The organism is Streptomyces sp. DvalAA-43 (assembly GCF_900091725.1).
Lineage (GTDB): Bacteria > Actinomycetota > Actinomycetes > Streptomycetales > Streptomycetaceae > Streptomyces > Streptomyces pulveraceus.
Map to the genome: position 1 here is coordinate 434,012 of NZ_FMBW01000043.1, position 23,103 is coordinate 457,114.

The window sequence follows — 23,103 nt, forward strand, 5'->3', positions numbered from 1 at the left end:
GACCTCCCCACCATGAACAGCGAGCAGGAGCAGCAGGCGTGACGTTCGACTCCCTGATCAACGAGCGCGAGTACTTCCCGTCCTTCTACTTGGACGACATCCTGCCGAAGCAGCTCGCGAGCGGCCCCCTCAAGCAGTGGTCGGCGCGCGAACGCCAGGGTGAGGCCACGCCCCGGCAGAAGCTTCGCGATCTGACCCGCCCCTACATGGACGTCCGGGCCGTGCTCGCGCCGGACGCCGAGAAGTACAACGGGCTGCCGTACGCACCGGCCGTCGCCGCGCAGGCGGCGGCCGCGGCCGTGCTGAAGGCGGTCGGCCCGGACACGGAACCGCCGGCCTTCCAGCCGCTGCAGGAGCCCGAGGCCGAGGCCGACAGCACACCCGAGGGCGCGTGGCGGGGCGCGCTGGACGGCTGGCACGAACGCCTGCTGAAGGCGCTGGACTTCGTCCCGCGCCCCGGGCACTTCACCGCCCGCACCCCGACCGGTCCGATCGCCGTGCCCGTGGCCCACTCGGAGCCCGGCGTCGTCGTCCTGGCCGGTGGTTTCGCCGAGGACCTGGACGCCACACGCGGCGACGGCCCGGCGAACCTCCTCGCCGCACCGGTTCGTCTCTCGGCTTCGAAGACCCTGACGACCGTCCGCGAGCTGGCCTCCTGGGTGCTGAACGCGGACAACGCCCCGCGCTACGCGCTGCTGCTGTTCGGCGGGGTGCTGATCCTCGCGGACAAGCAGCAGTTCTCCCGTGGCCGCTACCTCGCCGTGAACCTGGACACCGCCCTCCCCCGCAAGGCGGCCAAGGGGGCCAGGGCCAACGAGATCGACCTGATCGCGGCGGTCTTCGCGGCCTCGTCCCTGCGCCCGGCCGAGGACGGCTCGGACGACGAGATCGCCAAGCTGGTCGCCGAGTCCCGGGACCACTCGGTGGGCGTGACCGCGGAACTCCGCGTCGGCCTCCAGAAGTCCGTCCAGCTCATCGCGAACGAGGTGCTCGGGCGGGCGCGCAGGGAGTTCGGGGTCCACCCGGATGACCTGCCGGAGTGGCTGCCCGGCGCCCTGCCGGAGCGCGGTGACCTGCCGCGCCTGCTCACCGAGGAGTCGCTGCGCTACCTGTACCGCATCCTGTTCCTGCTGTACGCCGAGGCCCGGCCCGAGCTCGACATCCTGCCGGTGAAGAGCGAGGCGTACGCCTCCGGATACAGCGTGGCCCGGCTGCGTGAGCTCGTGGTCCAGGAGAAGCTGGGCAGCGCGTCCCGCGACGGGTTCCACTTCCACGAGTCCCTCTCCCTGCTCTTCGAGAAGGTGTTCAGCGGCCACCCGGTGGCGAACACGGTCACCGACCGGAGCGCGCCCGTCGAGGAGGCCCCGGAGCTGGCCGAGGACGACGGCCACGAGAGCGTACGCATCGAGGCGCTGCGCTCACGGCTCTTCGACCCCACCTCGATAAAGCTGGTCGGGCAGCGGATCGACTACCCGGAACCGACCCGTCGCGACGGCTCACCGGCCCCGGCGACCCCCCTGGACCTGCGCCTGCGCAACAAGGTGCTGCACCAGGTCCTGCGCCATCTGACCCTGGTCGAGGGCAAGGGCAAGGGCCGGGGCGGGTTCATCAGCTACGCCAACCTCAGCATCAACCACCTCGGCGCGGTGTACGAGGGCCTGATGTCGTACACCGGTTTCATCGCCGAAAAGCCGATGTACGAGGTCGCCAAGGGCGGCAACCCGGAGGGCGGGTCCTGGCTGATCACGACCGACCAGGTCCGCAGCGGACTCTACTCGGACGCGCCGGGCGACAGCGTCTTCGTCAAGGAGGACGCCGTCAACCCTGAGACGGGCGTGCCCGACTCGGTGGTGCACGAGGTCGGTTCGTACGTGTACCGGCTGGCCGGCCGGGACCGGCAGACCAGTGCCTCGTACTACACACCGGAGTCCCTGACCCGGGCGACGGTTGAGCAGACACTGCGCTTCCGCCTCGACGACGAGGGGCGCATCGACCCGCGCGAACCGGAGAAGTCCGGCGTCGCGGCGGCGGAGGTGCTGCGCTGGCGGGTGTGCGAGCCCGCTCTCGGCTCCGGCGCGTTCCTGAACGAGGCAGTCAACCAGCTGGCCGAGCTGTATCTGAAGCTGGCGCAGAAGGAGCGGGGCGAGCAGATCGACCCGGAGGAGTACCCGCGCGAGTTCCAGAAGGCCAAGGCGTACATCGCCCTCCACAACGCGTACGGTGTCGACCTCAACAGGACCGCGGTGGAGCTGGCGGAGATCTCGCTGTGGCTCAACACCATGTACCCGGGGATGCGGGCGCCCTGGTACGGGCTGCACCTCCACCGGGGCAACTCGCTGATCGGCGCGGCGCGCAAGGTGTACCCGGGGAAGTCGCTGGGTGACGGCGGCTGGCTGAAGTCCTCCGGCCGCCAGGCGCCGAAGGCGGTCCCGCTGACGGAGGCGCTGGGGGGCAACGGCGTGCACCGGCCGGTGCACCAGTTCCTGCTGCCGGCGCTCGGGTGGGGCTCGGTCGGCGACTCGGTGTCGGTGCGGAAGGCCACCGGGAAGAGCGTGGTGGCGGGGGCGGTGGCGGAGTGGCTGGACCCGTCGCTCATCGAGGCGATGCGGAAGTGGCGCTCGGCGATGCGGCGGGCGCCGAAGGGTGAGAAGAGGGCGTCGGCCTCGGTTTCGGCCTTCGCTTCGGGGAAGGCAGCGACGAGCCAGGCGACCGTCCTGAAGCGGGAGGAACGGACCGGGCAGGGGGCACTGGACCTGGGCCTGGACATCTGGGAGCAGTCGGGCTTCGACTTCGCGGCGGCGTCGGCCGCTGACGCCGCGCCCGCGCCCGCGCCCGCGCCCGCCAAGCGTGTCGCCTCTTCGGCGGCCGGTACGAACGCGGACGACGGCTCTTACGGGCAGACGGGCCGCCTGCGGGCGCTGGCCGAGCGGGTGGAGTACCTGTGGGGCCTGGTCCGGCTGCGGCTTGAGCTGTCGGAGCAGGAGATCTCGCGTGACATCCCGGTGTGGGGTGCGGAGGGGGACGGCAAGCGGTCGGCGCCGGTGATGGACCGGGAGGCCGTGCTTGAGGCGCTGGAGGCGCCGGGCAGCCCGTACTGGCGGCTGAAGCAGGTCATGGACGCGTGGTGCGCGCTGTGGTTCTGGCCGCTGGAGGAGGTCGCGCTCCTGGACGGCACGGCGCCGGACTACTTCAACGGGGCGCAGGACCTGAAGAAGCTCGGCAAGGGCGCCATGGACCGGAAGGTGGCGTTGCGGAACCTGGACGAGTGGATCGAGTTCGCGGAGTCGGTCGTCGGCCGGGTTGACGTGGAGCCGGGGAAGGATGCCGGTTCGCTGTTCGAGATGCCGAAGGTCAACGGGCTCAAGGGCCTGGACGCGTTCGAGCGGTCCCTCGACGACAAGATGACCGAGATCTCGGGCTGGGTGGACTTCCTGAGCCTGGGAGACCTGTTCCCGTGGCACGGGACGGCGGTGCGGATCGCGAGGGAGCGGGGGTTCCTGCACTGGGAGCTGGACTTCGCGCATGTGTTTGCGGGGGGTGGGTTCGACTTGATGGTGGGGAACCCGCCGTGGGTCAAGCAGGAGTGGAAGGAGAGCGGCGTCCTCGCGGAGTTCGAGCCGTGGTTCGAGCTGGCGGAAAAGCCGAGCAACGAGGCTTGGGCGGAACGCAAGGCGGATGTGCTGGGCGGGGAGGCGGCCCGGTCGGCGTTCCTGGGGGAACTGGCGGATTCGGCTGCCGTGTCGGGGTACTTGGCGTCGGTGGATACCTATCCGGAGCTGGTGGGAACACAGCCTGATCTGTATCGGGCGTTCATGCTGCTCGTGTGGCGCGCCACCGGCACTCGGGGGGTGGCGGGGCTGATCCACCCAGCTACGCACCTTACTGGGGCGAAGGAAGCCCTGCTCCGTCGAGCGGCCTATCGCCACCTGCGGCTGCACGCGGACTTCGTGAACGCTAAATTGCTCTTCGCTCCCCCAGTGAGCGACACAACGCACTTCAGCATGAACGTATACGCCGCCTCGCGTGAGATCCGGTTCCAGCACGTCAGCTGGCTCTTCCACCCCTTGGTGCTCACGCACTCGGTGTGGCACAACGGTTCAGGCGAGCCCCCAGGGATCAAGCACGAGGGGACGTGGGACACCCGACCGCACGCGAAGCGCGTGGTCACGGTGAATCAGGCCACACTCGCCAAGTGGCAGAAGCTGGCAGGGGAGGAAAACCCACCACCTGTTCAAGAAACAAAGTTGCTGTTTCCCGTCACCGAGTCCGAAGAAGCGGCCATCTCCGCCCTGGCCAGGTGGCAGCATCGGCTCGGTGCACTGAAGCCCCGCATCAGCCCTGGCTTTCACGAGAAGAACGACCGGACTGCGGGCTATTTCACCTGGGACTCCGGCCCTGCGGAGAGCTGGAACGACGTCATCCTTCAGGGACCGTTCTTCGGTATCGCGACGCCCTTCGCGAAGCGGCCGGTCGACGGGGCGCGCACCTCCCTTGAAGTGGAGCCCTGGGCTGCGAGTGCTGTTGCAGATGACGAGGTGCCGCGTACCAACTACCGGAAGCCCACGAGTTGCACCACCGAGGCGTACCTCGGGGCTCTGGCACGGCGGACGTGGGTAGACATCGAGCTGCGTCAAGAACTGCTCGCAGACGGGAGGGTGGCGGCGCAGTTGAGTGCTCTCGATACCGACGAGGGCGAGCAAGGCGCACTGCTCGACGCTTGGTCGTCGCGGCCCTACTCGCGCTTCACTCGCTTGGTCTGGCGTCGCCAAATCGCCTCCAACACCGAGCGCAGCCTCTTTGCCTCGCTTATGCCCCCCGGACCGGCTCACGTCCACATGGTCCACAGCATGTCGCTGCAGACGGAACGAGAAACTGCTCTCGTTGCCGGGTTCTGGGCATCCCTGCCTCTCGACTACTTTCTGCGCGCCACTGGGCGCTCAGATCTCCAGGTGGGCGAGGCGCAGGTCATGCCGGCCCCGACGCAGGGGCATCCCCTGGAACCAGCACTGCTCCTGCGAACCTTGCGGCTAAATTGCCAAACCAATGCCTACGCACGGCTCTGGTCCATGCTGCACGCCCCTCGCTGGGCAGACGATTCATGGGCAGCTGGCGTCTGGCCAATCGCTTTGGGCCCCCTCGCACCCGGCCTGACACCGGATTGGTCCTCGTCCACCCCACTGCGGAGCGAGTTCGCCCGCCGCGCCGCCCTCGTGGAGATCGACGCCCTCGTAGCCGTCTGGCTCGGCATCAGCGCCGACGAGCTCGTCGCCATGTATCGCGCCCGGTTCCCCGTACTTCAGCAGTACGAGGAGAACATGTGGTTCGACGCGACGGGACGGCGTATCGCCAAGGCGCACCAGCAGCACGGGTACGGACAGCCGAAGGACGCCTGGAAGCAGCTCAGCTCCCACGAGGACTTCCCGCTCGAAGCGAACGTGCCCCACGGGTACGAGGGGCCCCTGTACCAAGCCAACCGGGTCGAGGAAATGCGGGCCGCGCACGCGGAGTTCACGCGTCGGATGCGGGCCGTCGGGTGGGAGCCCGGGGACACGGAGCCGCCGGAGTCCACCGAGCAGTAGGCCGGGCCCGAACGCAGTCCGCCCCGCCTCCCTCAGGGAGAACGGGGCGGACAAGCGGGCCGCGCTACGGAACCATGGGCGGGGTCAGAACTCGGCGGGATAGTCGTCGATCCTGATCACGCGGGCGAGGTGGAACCCGCGCTCCCCCTTCTCCGTAGCGGTCTCGTGGAACTCGACGAGGCCGAGGCCGCGCGGCATGGCCGACACATACCCTCCGGGGGCTGCCGGGAGCGGCTGGCCACTGGGGGAAGTACGCCCAGTTCCAGCGCCTCGCGCATCTCGACCATGACGGAGGAGACGGCCGACATCACGTCGGCGGGAGTGTCGAGGCTGAAGAGAACCTCTACAACCTGTGGCGAGAGGGGCAGCGGGTCTTCCTCCTCGGGACCCTCTCACCAGTCATCCTCAGCACTCACCGCCCACGCTCCCGCAGCTCCCGCAGCTCCCGCAGCTCCCGCATGACCGTGGACGCCGAGCGCCCCGGGGCCGTGCCCGCCTTCACTGCAGCGGTTGTACGCGCGGTCTGCGGGTCGCCTGCCACCTGGACGACCAGCCACCAGTTCGTGAGCACCTCCCCGATCGTCTCGGGGATCGCCTCACCCATCTCGCGGTAGAACTCCATGCGCTGCGCAGCAGGCAACGCGGCTGCGACGGCGTTCTGCGTACGCGGGATCGGCTGCGGGTCGGAGTGGATCGACTACGTAGTCACGGTGACCTCCAGGGTCGGCCCCGCCAGCGTATCCGGCGGAGCCGTGGACGTGTCGGGGCCGACGCGGAGTGCCTCGGCCCAGCCACGGTGGAAGGCGAGCACCGTCACCGCGCCGCGCGCACTCACTCGGCACCGTCCCGGTCCCCGCCGCGCCCGCTCGGGAAGAGGTCGATCACGTCCGGCACCGGCGGGAAGTGGGGGGGCGCACCTCGGGCACGCGTACATGTTCCATCCGGGCCCGGAATTCTGGTGCACCTCGGCCACGACCACGGGTGCGTCCGTGACGAGGTAGCAGCGCACGCACAGGCGGACCGGCTTCCGCGCGGGCGTACGGGGAGTCGACTCGCTCACCAGGCCGCCCCCGCCGCGTGCACGTCGCGGGCGTCCAGGTCGATACCGAAGTCCGCCGCCATCACGAGGCTGAGCCGCCGCAGGTGCTGCCGGGCACGCTCCTCCTGCCACTCGTACGCGACGAGGTAGGGGCGGACGAGGGCGCTGTCCTCCCCGGCGAGCCGTTCCCCGAGCCCGTACGGGGACCTCGGCCGGGTGGCGCGTGCCCTCGTGCGTTGTCGGGCCGGAGCGCCGGTCGGGCCGACTCCTTCCGGCCGCCGGACGGAGGTCGGGGCGGTCGGCTGCGGGCCAACCCCGCGTCGTCCTGAACCAGGCGCCAGCACGCCCAGCAGCCACGCAAGCAGCGCGGCGATAAGGTTTCGCATAGCCGAAGCTCCAATCTTCGGTGTGCCCCTGAGCGATCCCTAGGCCGGATCTCTCAGGGGCGTTTTCGTGTGCACACCCAGCCTAAGCACACTGTGCACAGCGTGCACAGTGTGCTCCCCAAAGTGTGGCTTGCGCAGTGTGCACAGACGATGGAGACGTGATCTATGAATGGCAGCGGGTAGCCAACGACATCGAGCGACGCATCCGCGCTGGAGAGATCCCGCCGGGCGGACGAGTCGAGAACGAGCGCGAACTGGCGGACGTCTACAACGTCAGCGCGGGAACCGTTCGTCGCGCTGTCCGAGAGCTGCGCGAGCGCGGACTCGTCGAGACCCTCCCCGCAAAGGGCTCGTACGTCGTAGACGTACTGCCCCCCGCCGGCTGACCCCCACCCCGGCCGATTCCGGACCCACTGTCCGACCTCGGACGTAAAGTGGGCGGGGCCGGGGGCGGATGATCACCCGCGGCCGACGTCACACGTCGCAAGGCGCGTCCGGGAGCGCCCGGAGCAGGACACAGGGGGAGGGCCGGCGGGCACCATGCGTCCCACACTCGCCGCGCAGGCGCTGCGCGACACCACGGTCGAGTATCTGACCACCACGTTCGCGCTCGCCGAGCCCGACACCCAGAGGGCCCTCACCGAGTTCCTCACGGACCCGGCCGACGGGCTCTTCCGCGGGCCGTACCACCGGCTCCGGCGGCCGTTCCGCGCGGCCGAGGACGGTTGGCAGCAGCACCTCGACTGGTACAAGGGCGGTTTCTGGCCGTACGCGCACCAGGCAGAGGCGTTCGCCCGGCTGACGACCAAGGGCGGGCGCGTCCCGCAGCCGACCCTCGTCACGACCGGCACGGGCTCCGGCAAGACGGAGGCGTTCCTCGTCCCCGTCATCGACCACTGCCGGCGGGCCAAGGCGGCCGGGAAGCACGGGATCAAGGCCGTGCTGCTCTATCCGATGAACGCGCTCGCGGGTGACCAGGCGGACCGGATCGGCGAGCTGCTGGAGAACGAGCGGCTCCGGGACGTGACCGCCGGGCTCTACATCGGTGAGGCCAGCTCCACGAAGAACGGCTCCCCGTACGGGCGGGTCGCCGTCGACCGGGCGGAGATACGGCGGAATCCGCCGGACATCCTGATCACGAACTACAAGATGCTGGACCTGCTGCTCCAGCGGCAGCAGGACGCCCCGCTGTGGGCCGACGCGGACCTCGCGTACATCGTGATCGACGAGTTCCACACGTACGACGGGGCCCAGGGCACCGACGTCGCCATGCTGCTGAGGCGGCTCGGCGTGGTCGTCGGAGCGGCCGAGGAGGGGCGGCCGCTGGGCTCGATCTGCCCGGTGGCCACCTCGGCGACGCTCGGTGAGTCGCCCGTGCGGGACCGGCAGGACCAGGGCGGTGCGGGCGGTTCCCGGGCCATGCTGAACGTGGCGTCGCAGGTGTTCGGGGTGCGCTTTCCGGACGACGCCGTGGTCGGGGAGGACCGGCGGAACCTGAACTCCTTCCTCTCCCCCGTGGACGTGTGGTTGCCGCTGCCCTCGCCTGCCCAGGTCGCAGCCCTGCCCGATCCGCCCGCGCGCGACGGCGGGCTCGACGAGGTCTCCCGGCTTGTGCTGGGCTGCGACACGTCCGACGCCCGCGAGATGGGGCGCCGCCTCCTCGCGCACCCGCTCACCCACGACCTGCTGACCGCCGACGTGGACCAGCCGCTCACGGCCGGGGAGATCCTGGCGGCCTTCCCCGCCAGCTCCGCATGGCGGGTGACGGCGGCGCAGGACCCGGAGATCGCCGCCAAGGCGCTGGCCCGGTTCATCGCGCTGATCTCCTTGGCGCGTGACCCGGGGGCACCCGCCGGCAAGGACCGGCCGCTGCTGCTCGTCGAGACGCACCTGTGGGTGCGTGCGCTCTCCCGGGTGCTGCGCTTCGTCGCGCCGCAGCCCGCCTTCTCGTGGACGGACGCCGACCGGGCGGCCTCCGCCTCCGTGACATCCGCCGCGCAGGCGGACCGGAACCGCGTCGTGCCGCGGGCCGGGCGGCTGCCGTCGGCGTACTGCCGGCACTGCGGCCGCTCCGGCTGGAGCGCCGTATGCCCCGAGCGCAACCCGACCTCCCTCGTCTCCGCGCCCGACGACGTCTACCGGCTCAGCGCGGGCGGCGGGGCCTGCAAGGCCCGGGTGCGGGCGCTCATCGCGGCGACGCCCGCCGAGGCGGCGAACCAGGCGCGGCAGGCACTCGGCCGGAGCATGCGGCGCGGGAAGCGGGCGGCGGTCCGCGAAGCGACCGTGCTGGTCCTGGAGGACAACGGGGAGGCGCTGCGCCGGATAGACCCCGACGAGGTGCTGCGCCCCGACGGATCGATCGCCGAGGCCCCGGAGAACGGGGTGTTCGTCAAGGCGTGGTTCGACAACGCCGACCAGGACGCGTACGCCAAGCAGGACCGCTGCCCGGCCTGCGGGCAGGCCCAGGGCATCCGGTTCCTCGGTGCCGGTGTGGCCCCGCTCGCCTCGGTGGCGGTCACCCAGCTGTTCACCGGCGGGGAGCTGCCGAAGAAGGACGCCGATGGCAACGACGCGCGCAAAACGCTGATCTTCAACGACTCCGTGCAGGACGCGGCGCACCGGGCCGGATTCGTCGCGTCGCGCGCCTGGAAGTTCTCGCTGCGTTCGCTCGTGCAGGAACAGCTGGCACAGCGCTCGGCGGAGGAACCGGACTTCGCCGACGAGGGCGTGCCGCTGAACGAGCTGATCGCCGCGCTGGTGAAGCGGGCCTCCGTGGACAAGGAGAAGCTGCTCGCGTCCGTCGTGCCGCCCGACCTGCACGACGTGGACAAGGTGAAGCGGCTCCTGGCGGGCAAGAAGCGGCTGCCCAAGGGGACGTGGGAACTGGTCGGTGAGCGGCTGGCGTTCAACACCCTGCTGGAGTTCGGACTGAACTCGCGGGCGGGCCGCACCCTGGAGCTCACCCGCACGGTGGCGGCGGAGGTGTATCTGCCGGACCCGACAACCGCTGCCAAGCTCGCGGAAGGGCTGTACAGGGAGCACCTGCGCCGCCAGCTGCCCGTGGACCCCGAGGAAGCGGCGGAGGACGACGGACCCGCCGGGGAATCCGCTCCTCCGGTCCTGCCCGCTTCCGGGCCGGAACGGCTGCGCCGCTTCGAGGGGTTCGTCCGCGGACTCCTGGAACACGTGCGGACCAGCGGCGGCATCCGGCACAAGTGGCTGGACGAGTTCATCAACGCCGAGGGGCGCAACCGCTACCCCGTCTGGGGCGGACGCCCCGAAGGGATGCAGGCCTTCGGCTGGAACTCGGACGCGCCCGCCTTCGTCCTGGTGGGGTCGCGATCGGGCCGTACGGACTTCGAGCGGGTCGACACCAAGGAGAGCTGGTACGCCGACTTCGCCGCACGCTGCCTGGGCATGGACCGGGCCCTCGCCGCCGGCTACCTCGCCGAGCTGCTGCCGCGGCTGGCCGACCCGTCGATCGGCGCCCTGGCCCACCGGCGCACCGGCCAGGAGGCGGCGGGCCGGGGAAACCAGGACCACGGGACCTACGGGCTCACCCCCGGGCACATCCGGGTGCGGCCGCTGACCGACGAGCAGACGGCGCACGCGGCGCTGGCCTGCCCGGAGTGCGGCTGGACGCAGACCGTGCCGCCGGAGCGGGTGCCGGTGTGGCAGGGCCTGCCCTGCCCGCTCAAGGGCTGTGAGGGGCAGTTGGCGGTGCCCTCGACCGAGGCGCCCGGCAGGGCCGGCCGGGACTACCGGGCGGACTACTACCGGCAGCTGTACCGGGACGCGGGGCCGTACAGCGTGGTCGCCGCCGAACACACCGGGGTGCTCACCCGCAAGGAGCGTGAAGAGGTCGAGAAGGGCTTCCGGCAGGGCGTCCGGCACACCGACCCCAACGTGCTGTCCTGCACGCCCACCCTCGAACTGGGCATCGACATCGGCCAGTTGGAGGCGGTCGTGCTGGCCTCCCTGCCGCCGACCACCGCCGGATACGTCCAGCGCGTCGGCCGGGCCGGCCGCTCGACGGGCAACGCGCTCATGGTGTCGCTCGCCGACACCAGCCCGCGCGCCCTCTACCACCTGGCCGAGCCACGGCAGTTGATCGCCGGGCGGATCCTGCCTCCCGGCTGCTTCCTGTCGGCGGGCGAGCTGCTGCGCCGCCAGTACGTCGCCCATCTCGTCGACCTGGCCGCGCGCGGGCGCCTGGAGGGCGTGACCCCACTGCCCGACCGGGTGACGGCCCTGTTCGGGCGGGTCGGCTGGCTGCGGCGGTTCTCCCAGGCCGTGACCGGGCGCAGGGATCTGGCCGACGACTTCCTGAAGCTGTTCCCGGAGATCGACGGTGTGCCCGACTCCGGGGTCTCCCGCGATGCCCGTGCGTCGCTGCACCGCTATGCGGCGGGGAAGCTGGCCGAGGCGCTGCGGGACGCCGAGGAGGACTGGGAGGCCGAGCGGGCCGAGCTCGTGGACCGGCGCGCCCGGATCAACGAGGCGGCCGAAGCCCTGCACGAGAACGTGGAGGACGAGGCACGGGAGCAGCGCAACCTCGCCCGGGAGGCCAGGGCCGTCGGGGGGCAGCTCCAGGAGTTCGCGCAGGCCGGGGCTCAGGCGTTCCTGGTCCAGCGGGGTCTGCTGCCGAACTACAGCCTGGTGGAGGGCGGTGTGCGCCTCGAAGCCGCGCTGACCCACAAGGAGCCCGCCAAGCGGGCCCGGAATGCGGCCGGTGCCGACGCGGAGAAGGCGCCCGCGTCGCAATGGCGCACGGAGCCCCGGACCTACACCCGGCCGGCCGAGTCCGCGCTCACCGAGCTCGCCCCCGGGAACTCGTACTACGTCCTCGGCTACCACCACACCATCGACGGCTTCGATCTCGGTCCGCGCCCCAAGGACGGCGAGGACGAGGCCCGTCCGGCGGTGGCCGCCTGGCGCGTCTGCCGGGAGTGCGGGCACGTCCGCACCAAGGATGCCGAGACCGACACCTCGCCCTGCCCCCGCTGCGGCGGCGCCGGCATCGGCGGCCGGGCCGCGCTGCACCACGTGATCGTCCCGCACAAGGTGACCTCCCGGGACAAGCGGGACGACGCCCGGATCATCGACGACGTCGACACGCGCAACCAGCGCCACTACTCGACGGCCACGGCGGTGGACATCGACCCGGCCGCGATCAAGGAGAGCTGGCGTCACACGGGGGCCACGTTCGGCGTCGACCACGTACGCGAGGCGGTCATCCGGAGGTTCAACCTCGGGCCCGCCAGGGCGAACCGCCGCCCCGACACGTACTTCGCCGGCACCGAGGTCACCGTCACACCCTTCGTGCTCTGCCCGCTGTGCGGGGGCGCCACCGACCGCGATCCCGGGCACGCCCCCGTGCAGGAGGAGCTATCCGAATCCCTCGCCGGACGGCCGGAGCTCGCCCACCACCGCCCCTGGTGCCCCACCCGGCGCCGCGGCCGGGCCGTCCAGGCCCAGGACCGGCGGGTGATCACCGCGACCGAGCACCGCACCGAGGCGCTGCGCATCCTGCTGCCCGCCGCGACCCTGCACGTGCCGGAACGCCTGGCGTCCTTCTCCGCCGCCCTGCACCTGGGGCTCGCACTGCGCTACGGCGGCGACCCCGCGCACATCCGGTCCACCCCGAGCACGGAACCGGACCGCGAGACCGGGCTGACCCGCAACTACCTGGTGCTCTACGACTCACTGCCCGGCGGCACGGGCTATCTGCAACGGCTCGTCGAGCGCGTGGGCGACGAATTCCGGGCGGTGCTGGCGGCGGCGCAGGAATACCTGCGCGCCTGCCCGTGCGAGAACGGGCCCCGGCGCGCATGTCACCTCTGTCTGCTGGGATACGCGCCGGAGCGCGAATACCCGCTCCTGGACCGCCTCGAAGCGCTGTGGATGCTCGACGACGTGCTCGGTGCGGACGGGCACAGCCGGTGGGACGTCAAGTCGCTCCGCAAGGACCGGGCGGGCCGCGCGGAGGCCGAGGAGGAGGACCGCAGGCGCTTCGCCCGGCAGGCCCAGAGCGATCTGGAGCGGCGGTTCATCGACTGCCTCGACCGCTGGCTCGACGATCCCGCGAACAAGGCCGACGTGGAGCACGAGGAGACCCCGACCGGACGCCAGGGCAAGCAGTTCACGCTGCGCCGGAGGGACGGCTCCCCGATCCGCTGGGAGTCCGTCGCACAGAAACCGCTGCACGCCCAGGGTACGGTGCCGGACCTGCTGCTGCGCCCCGTCGCGGGTGAGACCACGTCGGACGGGGCGCCGCCCGTACCGGTGGCCGTCTACCTGGACGGCTACCGGTGGCACGCCTCCGCGGCGACGAACCGGATCGCGGGGGACGCCGCCAAGCGGGCCCGGCTCCGGGCCGACGGCATGCTGGTCTGGCAGATCACCTGGGACGACGTCATGGCCTGGGACAAGGAGCTGCGGACCCGGGCCGGCCGCGGTGCGGCGGCGGACGGGGACGAGGGCGCACAGGCCCTCACCCCCGCCCTGGCCGGGCCGTCGGCGCAGGCCGCGTGGCCGCCGTACGCCGTCGACGGGGACGCCACACCGGGCGGCCGGGCCCGGGCCAACTGGGCGCGGCAGCGGCAGGACCCGGCCGAGATCGACCGGCTGTTCGCCGGTGCCGTCCCCGCCCTCCTCGCCTTCCTCGCAGACCCCGACCTGCGGCGCTGGCACGCGCTGGCCCGGCTGTGCGTGGGGGGTCTGCTCCCGTTGGCGAAGCGGGAGGAGGTGGTCGACGCCTCCCCCGGGGCGGCCGTCGCGTGGATAGAGGCGACGCTGCGGGGCGACGCCCGGCCGCCGGTGAGCGGTCAGGGGCTGAAGCTCTACCCCGTACGCGACGGCTCAGGCCTGCCGCTGACGTTGATCGGTGACGCCCGGACGAAACCGCAGGGGCTGAGCGCGCTGGCCGTGCTCGACGACCGTGCGGAGGCCGTCGCCGGGGACGGCGACACGCACCGGCGGCGCTGGAAGGCGTGGCTGTGCTGGGGCAACATACTCCAGTTCCTGGATCCGGCCGGGACCGGCCGGGCCGACGGTATGCAACTCGCCCGCAGCGAGCTGGACTCCTTCGACGCGGGACTGCTGGCGGCCACGGCCGTACGAGCCGGCGGGCTCCTGCCGGCCCTGCGCGAGGAGCTGCCGGGCACGGGGCTCGTGCTGCCGGAAGCGGAGCGGGAGGACCCGGGCGCTGCGGCGGAGGCGGCGGCCGAGGCGGCTCCCGGCACGTCGCCGCAGGCCGACGGTGCGCGTGCGGTGCCGACGGAGCTGGAACGCGCCGCGTGGGATCTCGTCCTTCGTGAGCTGTCGTACGTGGGCGACCCGGCGATCGAAGCCCTCGCCACGGCACTCGCCGAGCGCGGCCAGGTACGGGCCGCCGAGGCGGGCTGGGACGCCCCCGGTCTCTCCAGGCCGCTCGAACTCGCCTGGCCGGACCGCAGGATCGCGGTCGTCCTGGACGAGGACGCGGCCGACGACGCGTACATGGAGCAGTGTCACGCGGCCGGGTGGCAGGTCCGGGCGCCGGGCGGCTGGGACGAGAAGGAGCTCGCCGCCCTGCTGGACGACCGGCGGGAGAGCGCATCCGGAGAGGGAGGGGACCGGTCATGAGCCAGGGAGTCCGGACACAGGTCACGGTCACACCGCAGGCCAACGAGGACATCCGGCGCCTCGACGCGGCCACGAAGAACGCGGTGGGCGACTTCGTCCGCCGGCTGCGCACCGACCGGTCCAACAGGGCGCTGCGGCTGGTCTTCCTGCGGGAGACGGGCGGAAACGGGCGCCTGTTCCTCGCCTCCCTCGACGGCAGTCGCATGGGGCTGCTCCTCGAGACCGAGGAGAACCGCTTCAGTCTGCTGGCCCTCCGGATCGGGCCGGCGGCACGGGACGAACTCGCCCGGCTGACCGTGGAGATCAACGCGGTCTCCGGCGGTGTCGAGCTCGTCGACCAGAGCGAGGTCAGCGCCCAGGTGGTGGCGATGCCCGCACGGCCGGAGCCCGATCCGGCCCCGGATGCCGTGCCGGGGGAAGCCCCGGCCGCCGAAGAAGCCGCCTCGCCTTCCGAACCCGTGCCGACCGCTCTCCCGGTCCCGCTCTTCGCCCGCTACGGCGACGGGGGGCTGGTCGAGCTCGGTGTCATCGCCTCCCTGCTGCCCGCCCTGCGGCGCATCACCGACGGCCGCCAGCTGGAGGCCGTGCTCGGTCACAACCTCCCGGGGCTCACCCGGGAGGTGCTGCTGGCGCTGCACGACGGCATGGAGCCGTCCGAGGTGCGCGCGTTCGTCACCGACCAGTGGCGGGCCGACGGACGAGTCGACCCGCAGGACTGGGCGCAGGCCGCTCGGCGCCCCGTCTCCCAGGTGAGCACGGAGGACGCGGCGGTCCTGGACGCGCTCGGGGACGGTTTCGAGGCGTGGCGGCTCTTTCTCCATCCCGAGCAGCGCCGGCTCGCCACCACGTCCTTCAAGGGATCGGCGAAGGTCACGGGCGGGCCGGGTACCGGCAAGACCGTCGTGGCGCTCCACCGGGTCCGGTACCTCGTCGACCGGCTCCCCCCGGGCCGGACCCGGCCCGTGCTGCTGACCACGTACAACACGAATCTCGCCGCCGACCTGAGGGAGCGCCTGCACCGGCTCGGCGGTGACGCGCTCGTGCGCCGGGTCGACGTCAAGTCCGTGGACCAGGTCGCCCGGGAGGTGGTCGAGCAGCATCCCGGTTCGGTGCTCGGTACGCCCATGGGCGACGAGGAGGCCATGGCGCTCTGGCACCGCGCGTGCACGGAGGTGGGTGTCTTCGACTACGACGCCGACTTCCTCGACGCGGAGTTCAAGCACGTCATCCTCGCGCAGGGCTGCGGAACGGAGCGTCTGTACTTCCGCGCGGAACGCAAAGGCCGGGGAGTGCTGCAACGAGCCGACCGGAAAAAGGTGTGGGAGCTGGTGCAGACGTACCGCTCGCTGCTGGACGGTCCGCCCCGCCGCACCACGTACGCGCTGATCGCCGACGAGGCCGCGCGGATCGAGGGGCGCCATATGGCGAAGGCCGTCGAGCAGGCACGCTACAAGGAGGAGCACGGCGGCCTGGACCTCGTCCATCGTGAGGCCGGAAGCGGCATGTGGCTCAAGCCCCGCTACCGGCATGTGGTCGTCGACGAGGCCCAGGACCTGTCGGCCTCCCACTGGCGGATGCTGCGGGCGATGACGGCCCCCGGGCCGGACGACATCTTCCTGGTCGGTGACGCCCACCAGCGCATCTACTCGCACCAGGTGGTGCTGGGCCGGCTCGGCATCAACACCCCTGGACGAGCCTCCCGACGGCTGACCCTGAACTACCGCACGACGCGGGAGATCCTGGGCAGCGCCCACGGCCTGGTCCACGGTGAGAGCTTCGACGATCTCGACGACGGTGCCGACACCCTGGACGGGTACCGGTCCGTACTGACCGGGCTGGCTCCCCAGTACTGGCGTGCTCCCGACTGGGAGACCGAGATGCGGGCGATCGCCGCCCTGCTCAAGGAACGTCACGAGCGCTACGGCACTCCGTACGCCGCCATGGCCGTCAGCGTGCCCGACAAGGACGCCGTCACACAGCTCGCCTACACGCTGGCGTGCAAACCGTTCCTGATTCCCGCGAGCGAGATCGGCCGGGAGGGCCCCCGCGACGTCGACACCGTGCACATCGGCACCATGCACCGGTTCAAGGGGCTGGAATTCCAGCGGGTGTTCCTGGCGGGTGTCAGCGAAGGCTTGATTCCCCATCAGCGCATCGAGACCTTCAGGCTGAGCAGTCCCGACCGGTATCGCCAGGAGGAGCAGCGAGCCCGCTCCCTGCTCTTCGTGGCGGCGACCCGGGCACGGGACGAGTTGATCGTCACCTGGCACGGCAGACCAAGCCGTTACCTGCCCCGGCAGGCCGACCGCGACGCCGGCCGCGCGTCGTCCCTGTTGCGGGAGGACGGTCCGCCTTCGGGTTCAAACGCGGCCTGACGCCACATAATCTCAGGTCAGGCCCTCTTGTCAGCAGGTTACAGAATCGCCACGCACTCCGCTTGCGAGGTCATCGGAAACGCTTCGACGATTTCCACGGACTCGCGACTCCGGCCAGTCCCCTGCGGCAAAGGGGTCGTCCGCTCCACGGTGCTCACATCAAAATGGCCCGCATGTAGCCCAGAGAACGCGGTCGTGGGCTGCAGTAGCCCCTGGGACTTTGCTGGGACTTTCGACCGCACCAACGTGTACGCGCAGGAGACACCTGAAAGATGACTAATGCAGGTCACCGTTCTGCCGCCGCGTATCGTCGCAGGCCATAGAACTGCGTGGTGTCTTCCGGGACATTTGATATGAGGATGCCGCCGCATCCCTGCCCGGCCAGTAGGAACGTGGCGCGGGCCGGGATGCGGCGGTGTCCTTGGTTCGGCTCCGGACTAGGGGGCCCCGGGCGCACCGGTGCCGCGCCCGTATTGCTTACCGTCCCGTGACGTGCCGGTCCGGAAGCCGGGGACTCGGCACCGGGCGGCCTACCGTGGGCGCCATGCGTGTACTGGTCACCGGCGGCGCCGGGTTCATCGGTTCGGAGATCGTGCGGACCCTCGTGTCGTCCGGGCACGAGGCGGTGGTGCTCGACGCCCTGTTGCCCTCGGCGCACGGCGGTGGTGCGGCCCCGCCCGGCGGTGCCGGCCGCGACGGCGGGATGATCGTGGCGGACGTGCGTGACCGCGAGGCCGTGGACGGTGCGCTGCGGGGCATCGACGCGGTGTGCCACCAGGCGGCGATGGTCGGCCTCGGCAAGGACTTCGCGGACGCGCCGGACTATGTGGGGTGCAATGACCTCGGGACGGCCGTGCTGCTCGCCGCGATGGCCGGGGCGGGGGTGCGGAGCCTGGTCCTCGCCGGATCGATGGTGGTCTACGGGGAGGGCCGGTACGACTGCCGGCGGCACGGGCCGGTCCGGCCGGGCCCGCGCGCGGAGGCCGATCTGGCCGCGGGCCGCTTCGAGCCCCGCTGCCCTTCCTGCGGCACGGAGTTGGCCCCCGGGCTCGTCGGTGAGGACGCGCCGGCGGACCCGCGCAATGTGTACGCGGCCACCAAGCTCGCCCAGGAGAACCTCGCCTCCTCCTGGGCGCGCGCGACGGGCGGCCGTGTGGTGTCGCTGCGCTACCACAACGTGTACGGGCCGGGGATGCCACGCGACACCCCGTACGCCGGTGTCGCCTCCTTCTTCCGTTCGTCCCTGGCGCGGGGCGAGTCGCCCCGGGTCTTCGAGGACGGCGGCCAGCGGCGCGACTTCATCCATGTGCGGGACGTGGCCGCCGCGAACGCGGTGGCGCTGGAGACGGTCGCGGCACATGGTCCCGGCGGCTTCCGCGCGTACAACACCGGGAGCGGACAGCCGCACACCATCGGCCGGATGGCCGCCGCCCTGGCCGCCGCCCATGGCGGCCCGGCCCCGGTGGTCACCGGCGAGTACCGGCTCGGGGACGTCCGCCATGTCACGGCGGACTCCCGGCGGCTGCGCGAGGAACTGGGCTGGAAGCCGGAGGTGGGCTTCGCCGAGGGGATGGCGCAGTTCGCGGCGGCGCCGCTGCGCCCGGCTCCCGCCGTTCCTCGCTGCTGAGACTCACGCCACCGGCAGGGTCACCTCGAAGCAGCAGCCGCCGGTGACGTTGCGGACCTCCGCCCGGCCGGCGTGCGCCTCCACGATCCCTCGCACGATGGCGAGTCCGAGGCCCGCGCCGGCCGGGGGCGTACGGGCATGGGTGCCGCGCCAGCCGGTGTCGAAGACCCTGGGCAGATCCTCCTCCGGGATGCCGCCGCAGCCGTCGGTCACCGAGAGGACCACCCCGGCACCCGCGCGGTGCGCGGCGACGGCGACGGTGCCGTCGGCGGGGGTACGACGGATCGCGTTGATCAGGAGGTTCCCCAGGACCCGGCTCATCTCCTTGCCGTCGACCTCGACGGGTACGGCCTCGACCCGGTCGCCGACCAGCCGTACTCCGTGCGAGCGCGCCACCGGGTCGGCACCGGCGAGCACGTCGTCCACCAGGTCGTGGACGGAGATCCGGGTGGGGGCGAGGACGAGCGAGCCGGCGTGGATGCGGGAGAGCTGGAAGAGGTCGCCGACCATGTCGTTCATCCGCTCCACCTCGGTGCGTATCTGCCGCAGATAGCGTCCCGAGTCGACGGCCATGCCGTCCTCCAGCGCCTCGGACATGGCCCTGAGACCGGCGAGCGGGGTGCGCAGATCGTGCGAGATCCAGGCGACGAGCTCGCGCCGCGAGGTCTCCAGGGCACGCTCCCGCTCCCGCGAACTGTCGAGCTTGGCGCTGGTGGTGGCCAGTTCGCGGGTGAGTGCGGCGAGTTCGGCGGTGGCCGGGGCCTCGGGGGCGGCGAAGGTGCCGCCGTCGCCGAGGGAACGGGCGGCGAGGGTCAGATCGCGGCTCCTCGCCGCCACCCAGCGGCCGAGCAGCATCGCGGTGACGAGCGAGACGACGGCGGCCATCGCGACGACGGTCGTGACCACCGTCAGGTCGTGCGGCGAGAGGAACATCGCCCAGGCGACGGCCAGTGTCCCGGCCAGCATCGCGGTGACGGCCACGGCGGCGACAACGGTCAGCGAGACGACGAGCGAGCGGCGCCGGGAGAGCCGCAGCGCGAGGGCGCCGAGCAGTCCGGCCGCGGCGGCGCCCAGGAAGGCGAGGAGCGCGATGAGGAGGACATCGGTCATGCCGGCGCTCCGCCGACGAGTCCGGCACCGGCCGTGCGGTCCGGGGGGAGGTCCAGCCGGTAGCCGACGCCCCAGACGGTGCGGATCAGCTCCGGGCGGGCCGGGTCGGCCTCCACCTTCCCGCGCAGCCGGCGGACATGGACGGTCACCGTCGAAAGGTCCCCGAAGTCCCACCCCCAGACCTCGCGCATCAGCTCTTCCCGGCCGAACACCCGGCCCGGATGGCGCAGGAAGAAGGCGAGCAGGTCGAACTCCCGCAGGGTGAGGGCCAGTACGCGGCCCTCCCACGTCGCCCGTCTGGCCGCTGGGTCGAGGACGAGACCCGCGCCTTCGAGCAGTGCGGAGCGGCCGGCGGGCCGCGCGGCCGCCCCGGCGCGGCGCAGCACGGAGTCGACGCGCAGGACGAGTTCGCGGGGACTGAACGGCTTGGTGACATAGTCGTCCGCCCCCGTCTCCAGACCGAGGACGCGGTCGTCCTCGTCGCCGCGCGCCGTCAGCATGATGACCGGCACCGGTCCGTGCGCCCGCATCCGGCGGCAGACCTCGAATCCGTCCATGCCGGGCAGCATCAGGTCCAGGACGGCCAGGTCCGGACGGCGGGCGGCGTACTGTTCGAGCGCGGCCGGGCCGTCCGCCGCCCTGGCCACGTCGTATCCGGCAGCGGTCAGGTATCCGGTGACCACCTCGGCGACGGTGGGGTCGTCGTCCACGACGAGTACATGGCCGCGGGCCGGGGCGCCGGAGGGCGTTCCGCCCGGGGGCGGGCTCTCCCCGGCCGAGGCCTCCCCGGACGGCGGGACCCCGCTTCCCGCGTGGTTGCCTCCGGGCGCCGGGCGGGCCGGTGGCCCGTGGTGGACCGGCGGCGCCCCGTGGGCGGGGCGAAGGGGTGAGGGGTCCGGGGTCGGCTGCATGTCCACCACCTTGGCATCCGCTGCGGTGCACCGCGGACGCCCCGGCGCCGCCGGTCGGCGACGTCCATATTTCGTAAGAATCCAGAACCCGAATTGTCGGTTTTCGCTCCGTAGGGTGAGCCGGGTGATTCCTCCCTCCGATACTTCCGGCCCTCGTGCCGACGTCGTCCTGCCCTGTCTGGACGAAGCCGCCGCACTGCCCGGGGTGCTGGCCTCGGTCCCCAGCGGCTGGCGTGCGATCGTCGTGGACAACGGCTCCACCGACGGCTCGGCGGAACTGGCCCGCTCCCTCGGCGCGACCGTGGTGCACGAACCGCGGCGCGGTTTCGGGGCGGCCTGTCAGGCCGGACTGCTCGCCGCCGAGGCGGAGTTCGTCTGCTTCTGCGACTGCGACGGCTCACTGGACCCCGGCCTGCTGCCCGGCTTCGTCCGCCGGATCGCCGATGGTGAGAGCGATCTACTGCTCGGCCGTCGACGCCCCGGGGAACGCGGCGCCTGGCCGTTGCACGCGCGGGCGGGCAACGTGGCGCTGGCCCGGATGCTGCGCCGCCGCACCGGGCTGCGACTGCACGACCTGGGGCCGATGCGGGCCGCGCGCCGGGCCGATCTGCTGGCACTCGACCTCACCGACCGGCGCAGCGGGTACCCGTTGCAGATGGTGGTGCGCGCGGCTGACGCGGGACTGCGGGTCGCCGAGACGGATGTCCCGTATCTCGCCCGGACCGGGAAGTCGAAGGTCACCGGCACATGGCGGGGCACCTGGCACGCGGTGCGCGACATGCGCGCCGTACTGGGTGAGCCACCGGCCCGGACGGGGGTCTCGCGATGAACCCGGCCGAGTCCGGCGCCCACCGCACGGCCCCGGCCGGGGTGACCACGCTGCTGGTCATCGCCAAGGAGCCGCTGCCCGGCCGGGTCAAGACCCGGCTCACTCCGCCCTTCTCACCCGTCGAGGCCGCGCGACTGGCCGAGGCGGCGCTCGCCGACACCCTGCGCACCGTCCGCGTGCTGCCCGCCGCACGGCGCGCCGTCGTCCTGGACGGGGCCCCCGGGCCGTGGCTGCCACCCGGGATCGAGGTGGTGGCGCAGGGCACGGGAGGCCTGGACGAACGGCTCGCCACCGCGTTCGGCGCCTGCTCGGGGCCGACCCTGCTGATCGGGATGGACACCCCCCAGGTCACCGCGGCCGATCTGGCGCCCGCGCTCTCCCCCACCGCCTGGGACGGCTGCGACGCCTGGTTCGGCCCCGCCGAGGACGGCGGATTCTGGGCGCTGGGCCTGGCCGAGCCGGACCCCGGACTCCTGCGCGGCGTACCGATGTCCGTGCCGGAGACGGGTGCCGTGCAGCGGCGCAGACTGGTCGATGCCGGGCTGACCGTGCGCGATCTTCCCCGGCTGCGGGACGTGGACACGGCGGCCGACGCCGCCCGTGTCGCCTCGCTCGCGCCGCACGGGCTCTTCGCCGCCGCTCTGGCCCGGTCGACCCGGGTGGCGGCCGGATGAGCCGCACGATGCCGGAGCCCGGTCTCAGCGGCCGCACGCTCGGGGACGCCGTCTCCTGGAGCACCGACCCGTACGCCGACGCCTTGCGCAACGGGCGCGGTCCCCTCTTCCTCCGCCGTACGGACGGCTGGCTGCTGCCGTTGGACGTGGAGCGCTGGTGCGCAGGCGCGGACGCCGCGGACCTGTCGGCGCTGCGCCGCTGCGAGGGGCCCGTCCTGGACATCGGATGCGGTCCGGGACGGCTGGTCGCCGCGCTGGCGGCGCGCGGCCACCGGGTGCTCGGCATCGACGTCAGCGAGGCCGCGGTCGCCCGGACGCTGCGGCTCGGCGGTTCCGCGCTGCACCGCTCCGTCTTCGAACCGCTCCCGGGTGAGGGGCGCTGGGGCACCGTCCTGCTCGTCGACGGCAACATCGGGATCGGCGGCGACCCGCGTCGTCTCCTGCACCGCACGGCCGCTCTGGTCGCCCCCGGCGGGCTGCTCATCGCCGAGACCGCGCCCCAGGACATCGACGAGCGGGTGGAGGTACGGCTGGACGACGGACGGGCCGCGCACGCCGGGGCGGTGCCCGCCCGGCCGTTCCTCTGGGCGCGGCTCGGCACTCCGGCGCTGCTGCGGCAGGCCCGGCCGCTCGGCTGGCACCCGGCCGATCAGTGGGAGGCGGACGGCCGCCGGTTCGTCTCCCTGCGACGTGAGCGGACCGTCCTGACCACCAGCCAGAGTGCCGACACCGTGAACAGCGCCGCCGTGATCAGCAGCCAGTTCCCGAGGAACACATCGGGGGACAGCCCGCTCGCCGGCTCGTAGTGCACCGCCTTCCGGGTGATCAGCGGAAACCACATGAGCAGCAGCAGTCCGGAAAGGAACGCGGGCACCCGGACGAAGTTCACCGCCGCGGGACGCCGGCCGGCCGACCGGCACAGCAGCCGGTCCGCCGCCCCGTACACC

13 protein-coding genes are annotated in these 23,103 nt (G+C 72.3%); 8 read left to right on the top strand and 5 right to left on the bottom strand.

The window, feature by feature from the left end:
* The first annotated feature begins 38 nt into the window (after positions 1 to 38).
* A complete protein-coding gene (locus tag GA0115234_RS16585) occupies positions 39 to 5,579 on the top strand; it encodes an Eco57I restriction-modification methylase domain-containing protein (RefSeq protein WP_093542310.1) in 5,541 nt (1,846 codons plus the stop codon).
* An 84-nt stretch (positions 5,580 to 5,663) separates the two neighbouring features.
* On the opposite strand, the gene GA0115234_RS43440 is transcribed toward GA0115234_RS16585, so the two are convergent.
* The 3 genes from GA0115234_RS43440 to GA0115234_RS16600 all read right to left on the bottom strand — a co-directional run bounded on the left by GA0115234_RS43440 (position 5,664) and on the right by GA0115234_RS16600 (position 7,004).
* Complete coding sequence (locus tag GA0115234_RS43440) at positions 5,664 to 5,786, bottom strand: hypothetical protein (protein WP_256088735.1); 123 nt, start codon at positions 5,784 to 5,786, stop codon at positions 5,664 to 5,666.
* Positions 5,787 to 5,991: 205 nt separating this feature from the next.
* Complete coding sequence (locus GA0115234_RS16590; RefSeq protein ID WP_176729182.1) at positions 5,992 to 6,219, bottom strand: hypothetical protein; 228 nt, start codon at positions 6,217 to 6,219, stop codon at positions 5,992 to 5,994.
* Between the two features lie 416 nt (positions 6,220 to 6,635).
* Positions 6,636 to 7,004: a hypothetical protein gene (locus tag GA0115234_RS16600; RefSeq protein ID WP_093542312.1), complete on the bottom strand. Its 369-nt coding sequence runs from the start codon at positions 7,002 to 7,004 to the stop codon at positions 6,636 to 6,638.
* Between the two features lie 158 nt (positions 7,005 to 7,162).
* Here GA0115234_RS16600 and GA0115234_RS16605 point away from each other — a divergent pair, with 158 nt between their 5' ends.
* From GA0115234_RS16605 to GA0115234_RS16620, 4 genes are all read left to right on the top strand, one after another.
* Positions 7,163 to 7,390: a winged helix-turn-helix domain-containing protein gene (locus GA0115234_RS16605; RefSeq protein WP_256088736.1), complete on the top strand. Its 228-nt coding sequence runs from the start codon at positions 7,163 to 7,165 to the stop codon at positions 7,388 to 7,390.
* Between the two features lie 154 nt (positions 7,391 to 7,544).
* Entirely contained in the window at positions 7,545 to 14,630 is a 7,086-nt protein-coding gene (locus GA0115234_RS16610) for a DEAD/DEAH box helicase (protein ID WP_093542315.1), read from the top strand.
* On the top strand, positions 14,627 to 17,005 hold the full coding sequence (locus GA0115234_RS16615; protein WP_093542317.1) for a UvrD-helicase domain-containing protein: 2,379 nt from the start codon (positions 14,627 to 14,629) through the stop codon (positions 17,003 to 17,005). The genes GA0115234_RS16610 and GA0115234_RS16615 overlap by 4 nt, the downstream gene beginning before the upstream one ends.
* A gap of 544 nt (positions 17,006 to 17,549) precedes the next feature.
* Positions 17,550 to 18,632: an NAD-dependent epimerase/dehydratase family protein gene (locus GA0115234_RS16620; RefSeq protein ID WP_093542443.1), complete on the top strand. Its 1,083-nt coding sequence runs from the start codon at positions 17,550 to 17,552 to the stop codon at positions 18,630 to 18,632.
* Positions 18,633 to 18,635: 3 nt separating this feature from the next.
* Here GA0115234_RS16620 and GA0115234_RS16625 read toward each other — a convergent pair whose 3' ends face one another.
* Both GA0115234_RS16625 and GA0115234_RS16630 read right to left on the bottom strand, forming a co-directional pair.
* The gene (locus tag GA0115234_RS16625; protein ID WP_093542318.1) at positions 18,636 to 19,742 is read right to left on the bottom strand and encodes a sensor histidine kinase; all 1,107 of its coding nucleotides are present in this window, start codon (positions 19,740 to 19,742) and stop codon (positions 18,636 to 18,638) included.
* Positions 19,739 to 20,653 (bottom strand): response regulator, encoded by a 915-nt coding sequence (locus GA0115234_RS16630; protein ID WP_237541406.1) that lies wholly within the window; start codon positions 20,651 to 20,653, stop codon positions 19,739 to 19,741. Before GA0115234_RS16630 ends, GA0115234_RS16625 begins: the two co-directional genes overlap by 4 nt.
* A gap of 124 nt (positions 20,654 to 20,777) precedes the next feature.
* Here GA0115234_RS16630 and GA0115234_RS16635 point away from each other — a divergent pair, with 124 nt between their 5' ends.
* Genes GA0115234_RS16635 through GA0115234_RS16645 form a run of 3 tightly spaced genes read left to right on the top strand, consistent with a single transcriptional unit; the run spans position 20,778 to position 22,962 of the window.
* Positions 20,778 to 21,482 carry a glycosyltransferase family 2 protein gene (locus GA0115234_RS16635; protein ID WP_305123100.1) on the top strand — a complete coding sequence of 235 codons (705 nt, stop codon included), beginning with the start codon at positions 20,778 to 20,780 and terminating at the stop codon, positions 21,480 to 21,482.
* Complete coding sequence (locus GA0115234_RS16640; RefSeq protein ID WP_093542322.1) at positions 21,479 to 22,156, top strand: TIGR04282 family arsenosugar biosynthesis glycosyltransferase; 678 nt, start codon at positions 21,479 to 21,481, stop codon at positions 22,154 to 22,156. The genes GA0115234_RS16635 and GA0115234_RS16640 overlap by 4 nt, the downstream gene beginning before the upstream one ends.
* On the top strand, positions 22,153 to 22,962 hold the full coding sequence (locus GA0115234_RS16645; protein ID WP_093542323.1) for a class I SAM-dependent DNA methyltransferase: 810 nt from the start codon (positions 22,153 to 22,155) through the stop codon (positions 22,960 to 22,962). Before GA0115234_RS16640 ends, GA0115234_RS16645 begins: the two co-directional genes overlap by 4 nt.
* Positions 22,963 to 23,103: the final 141 nt, after the last annotated feature.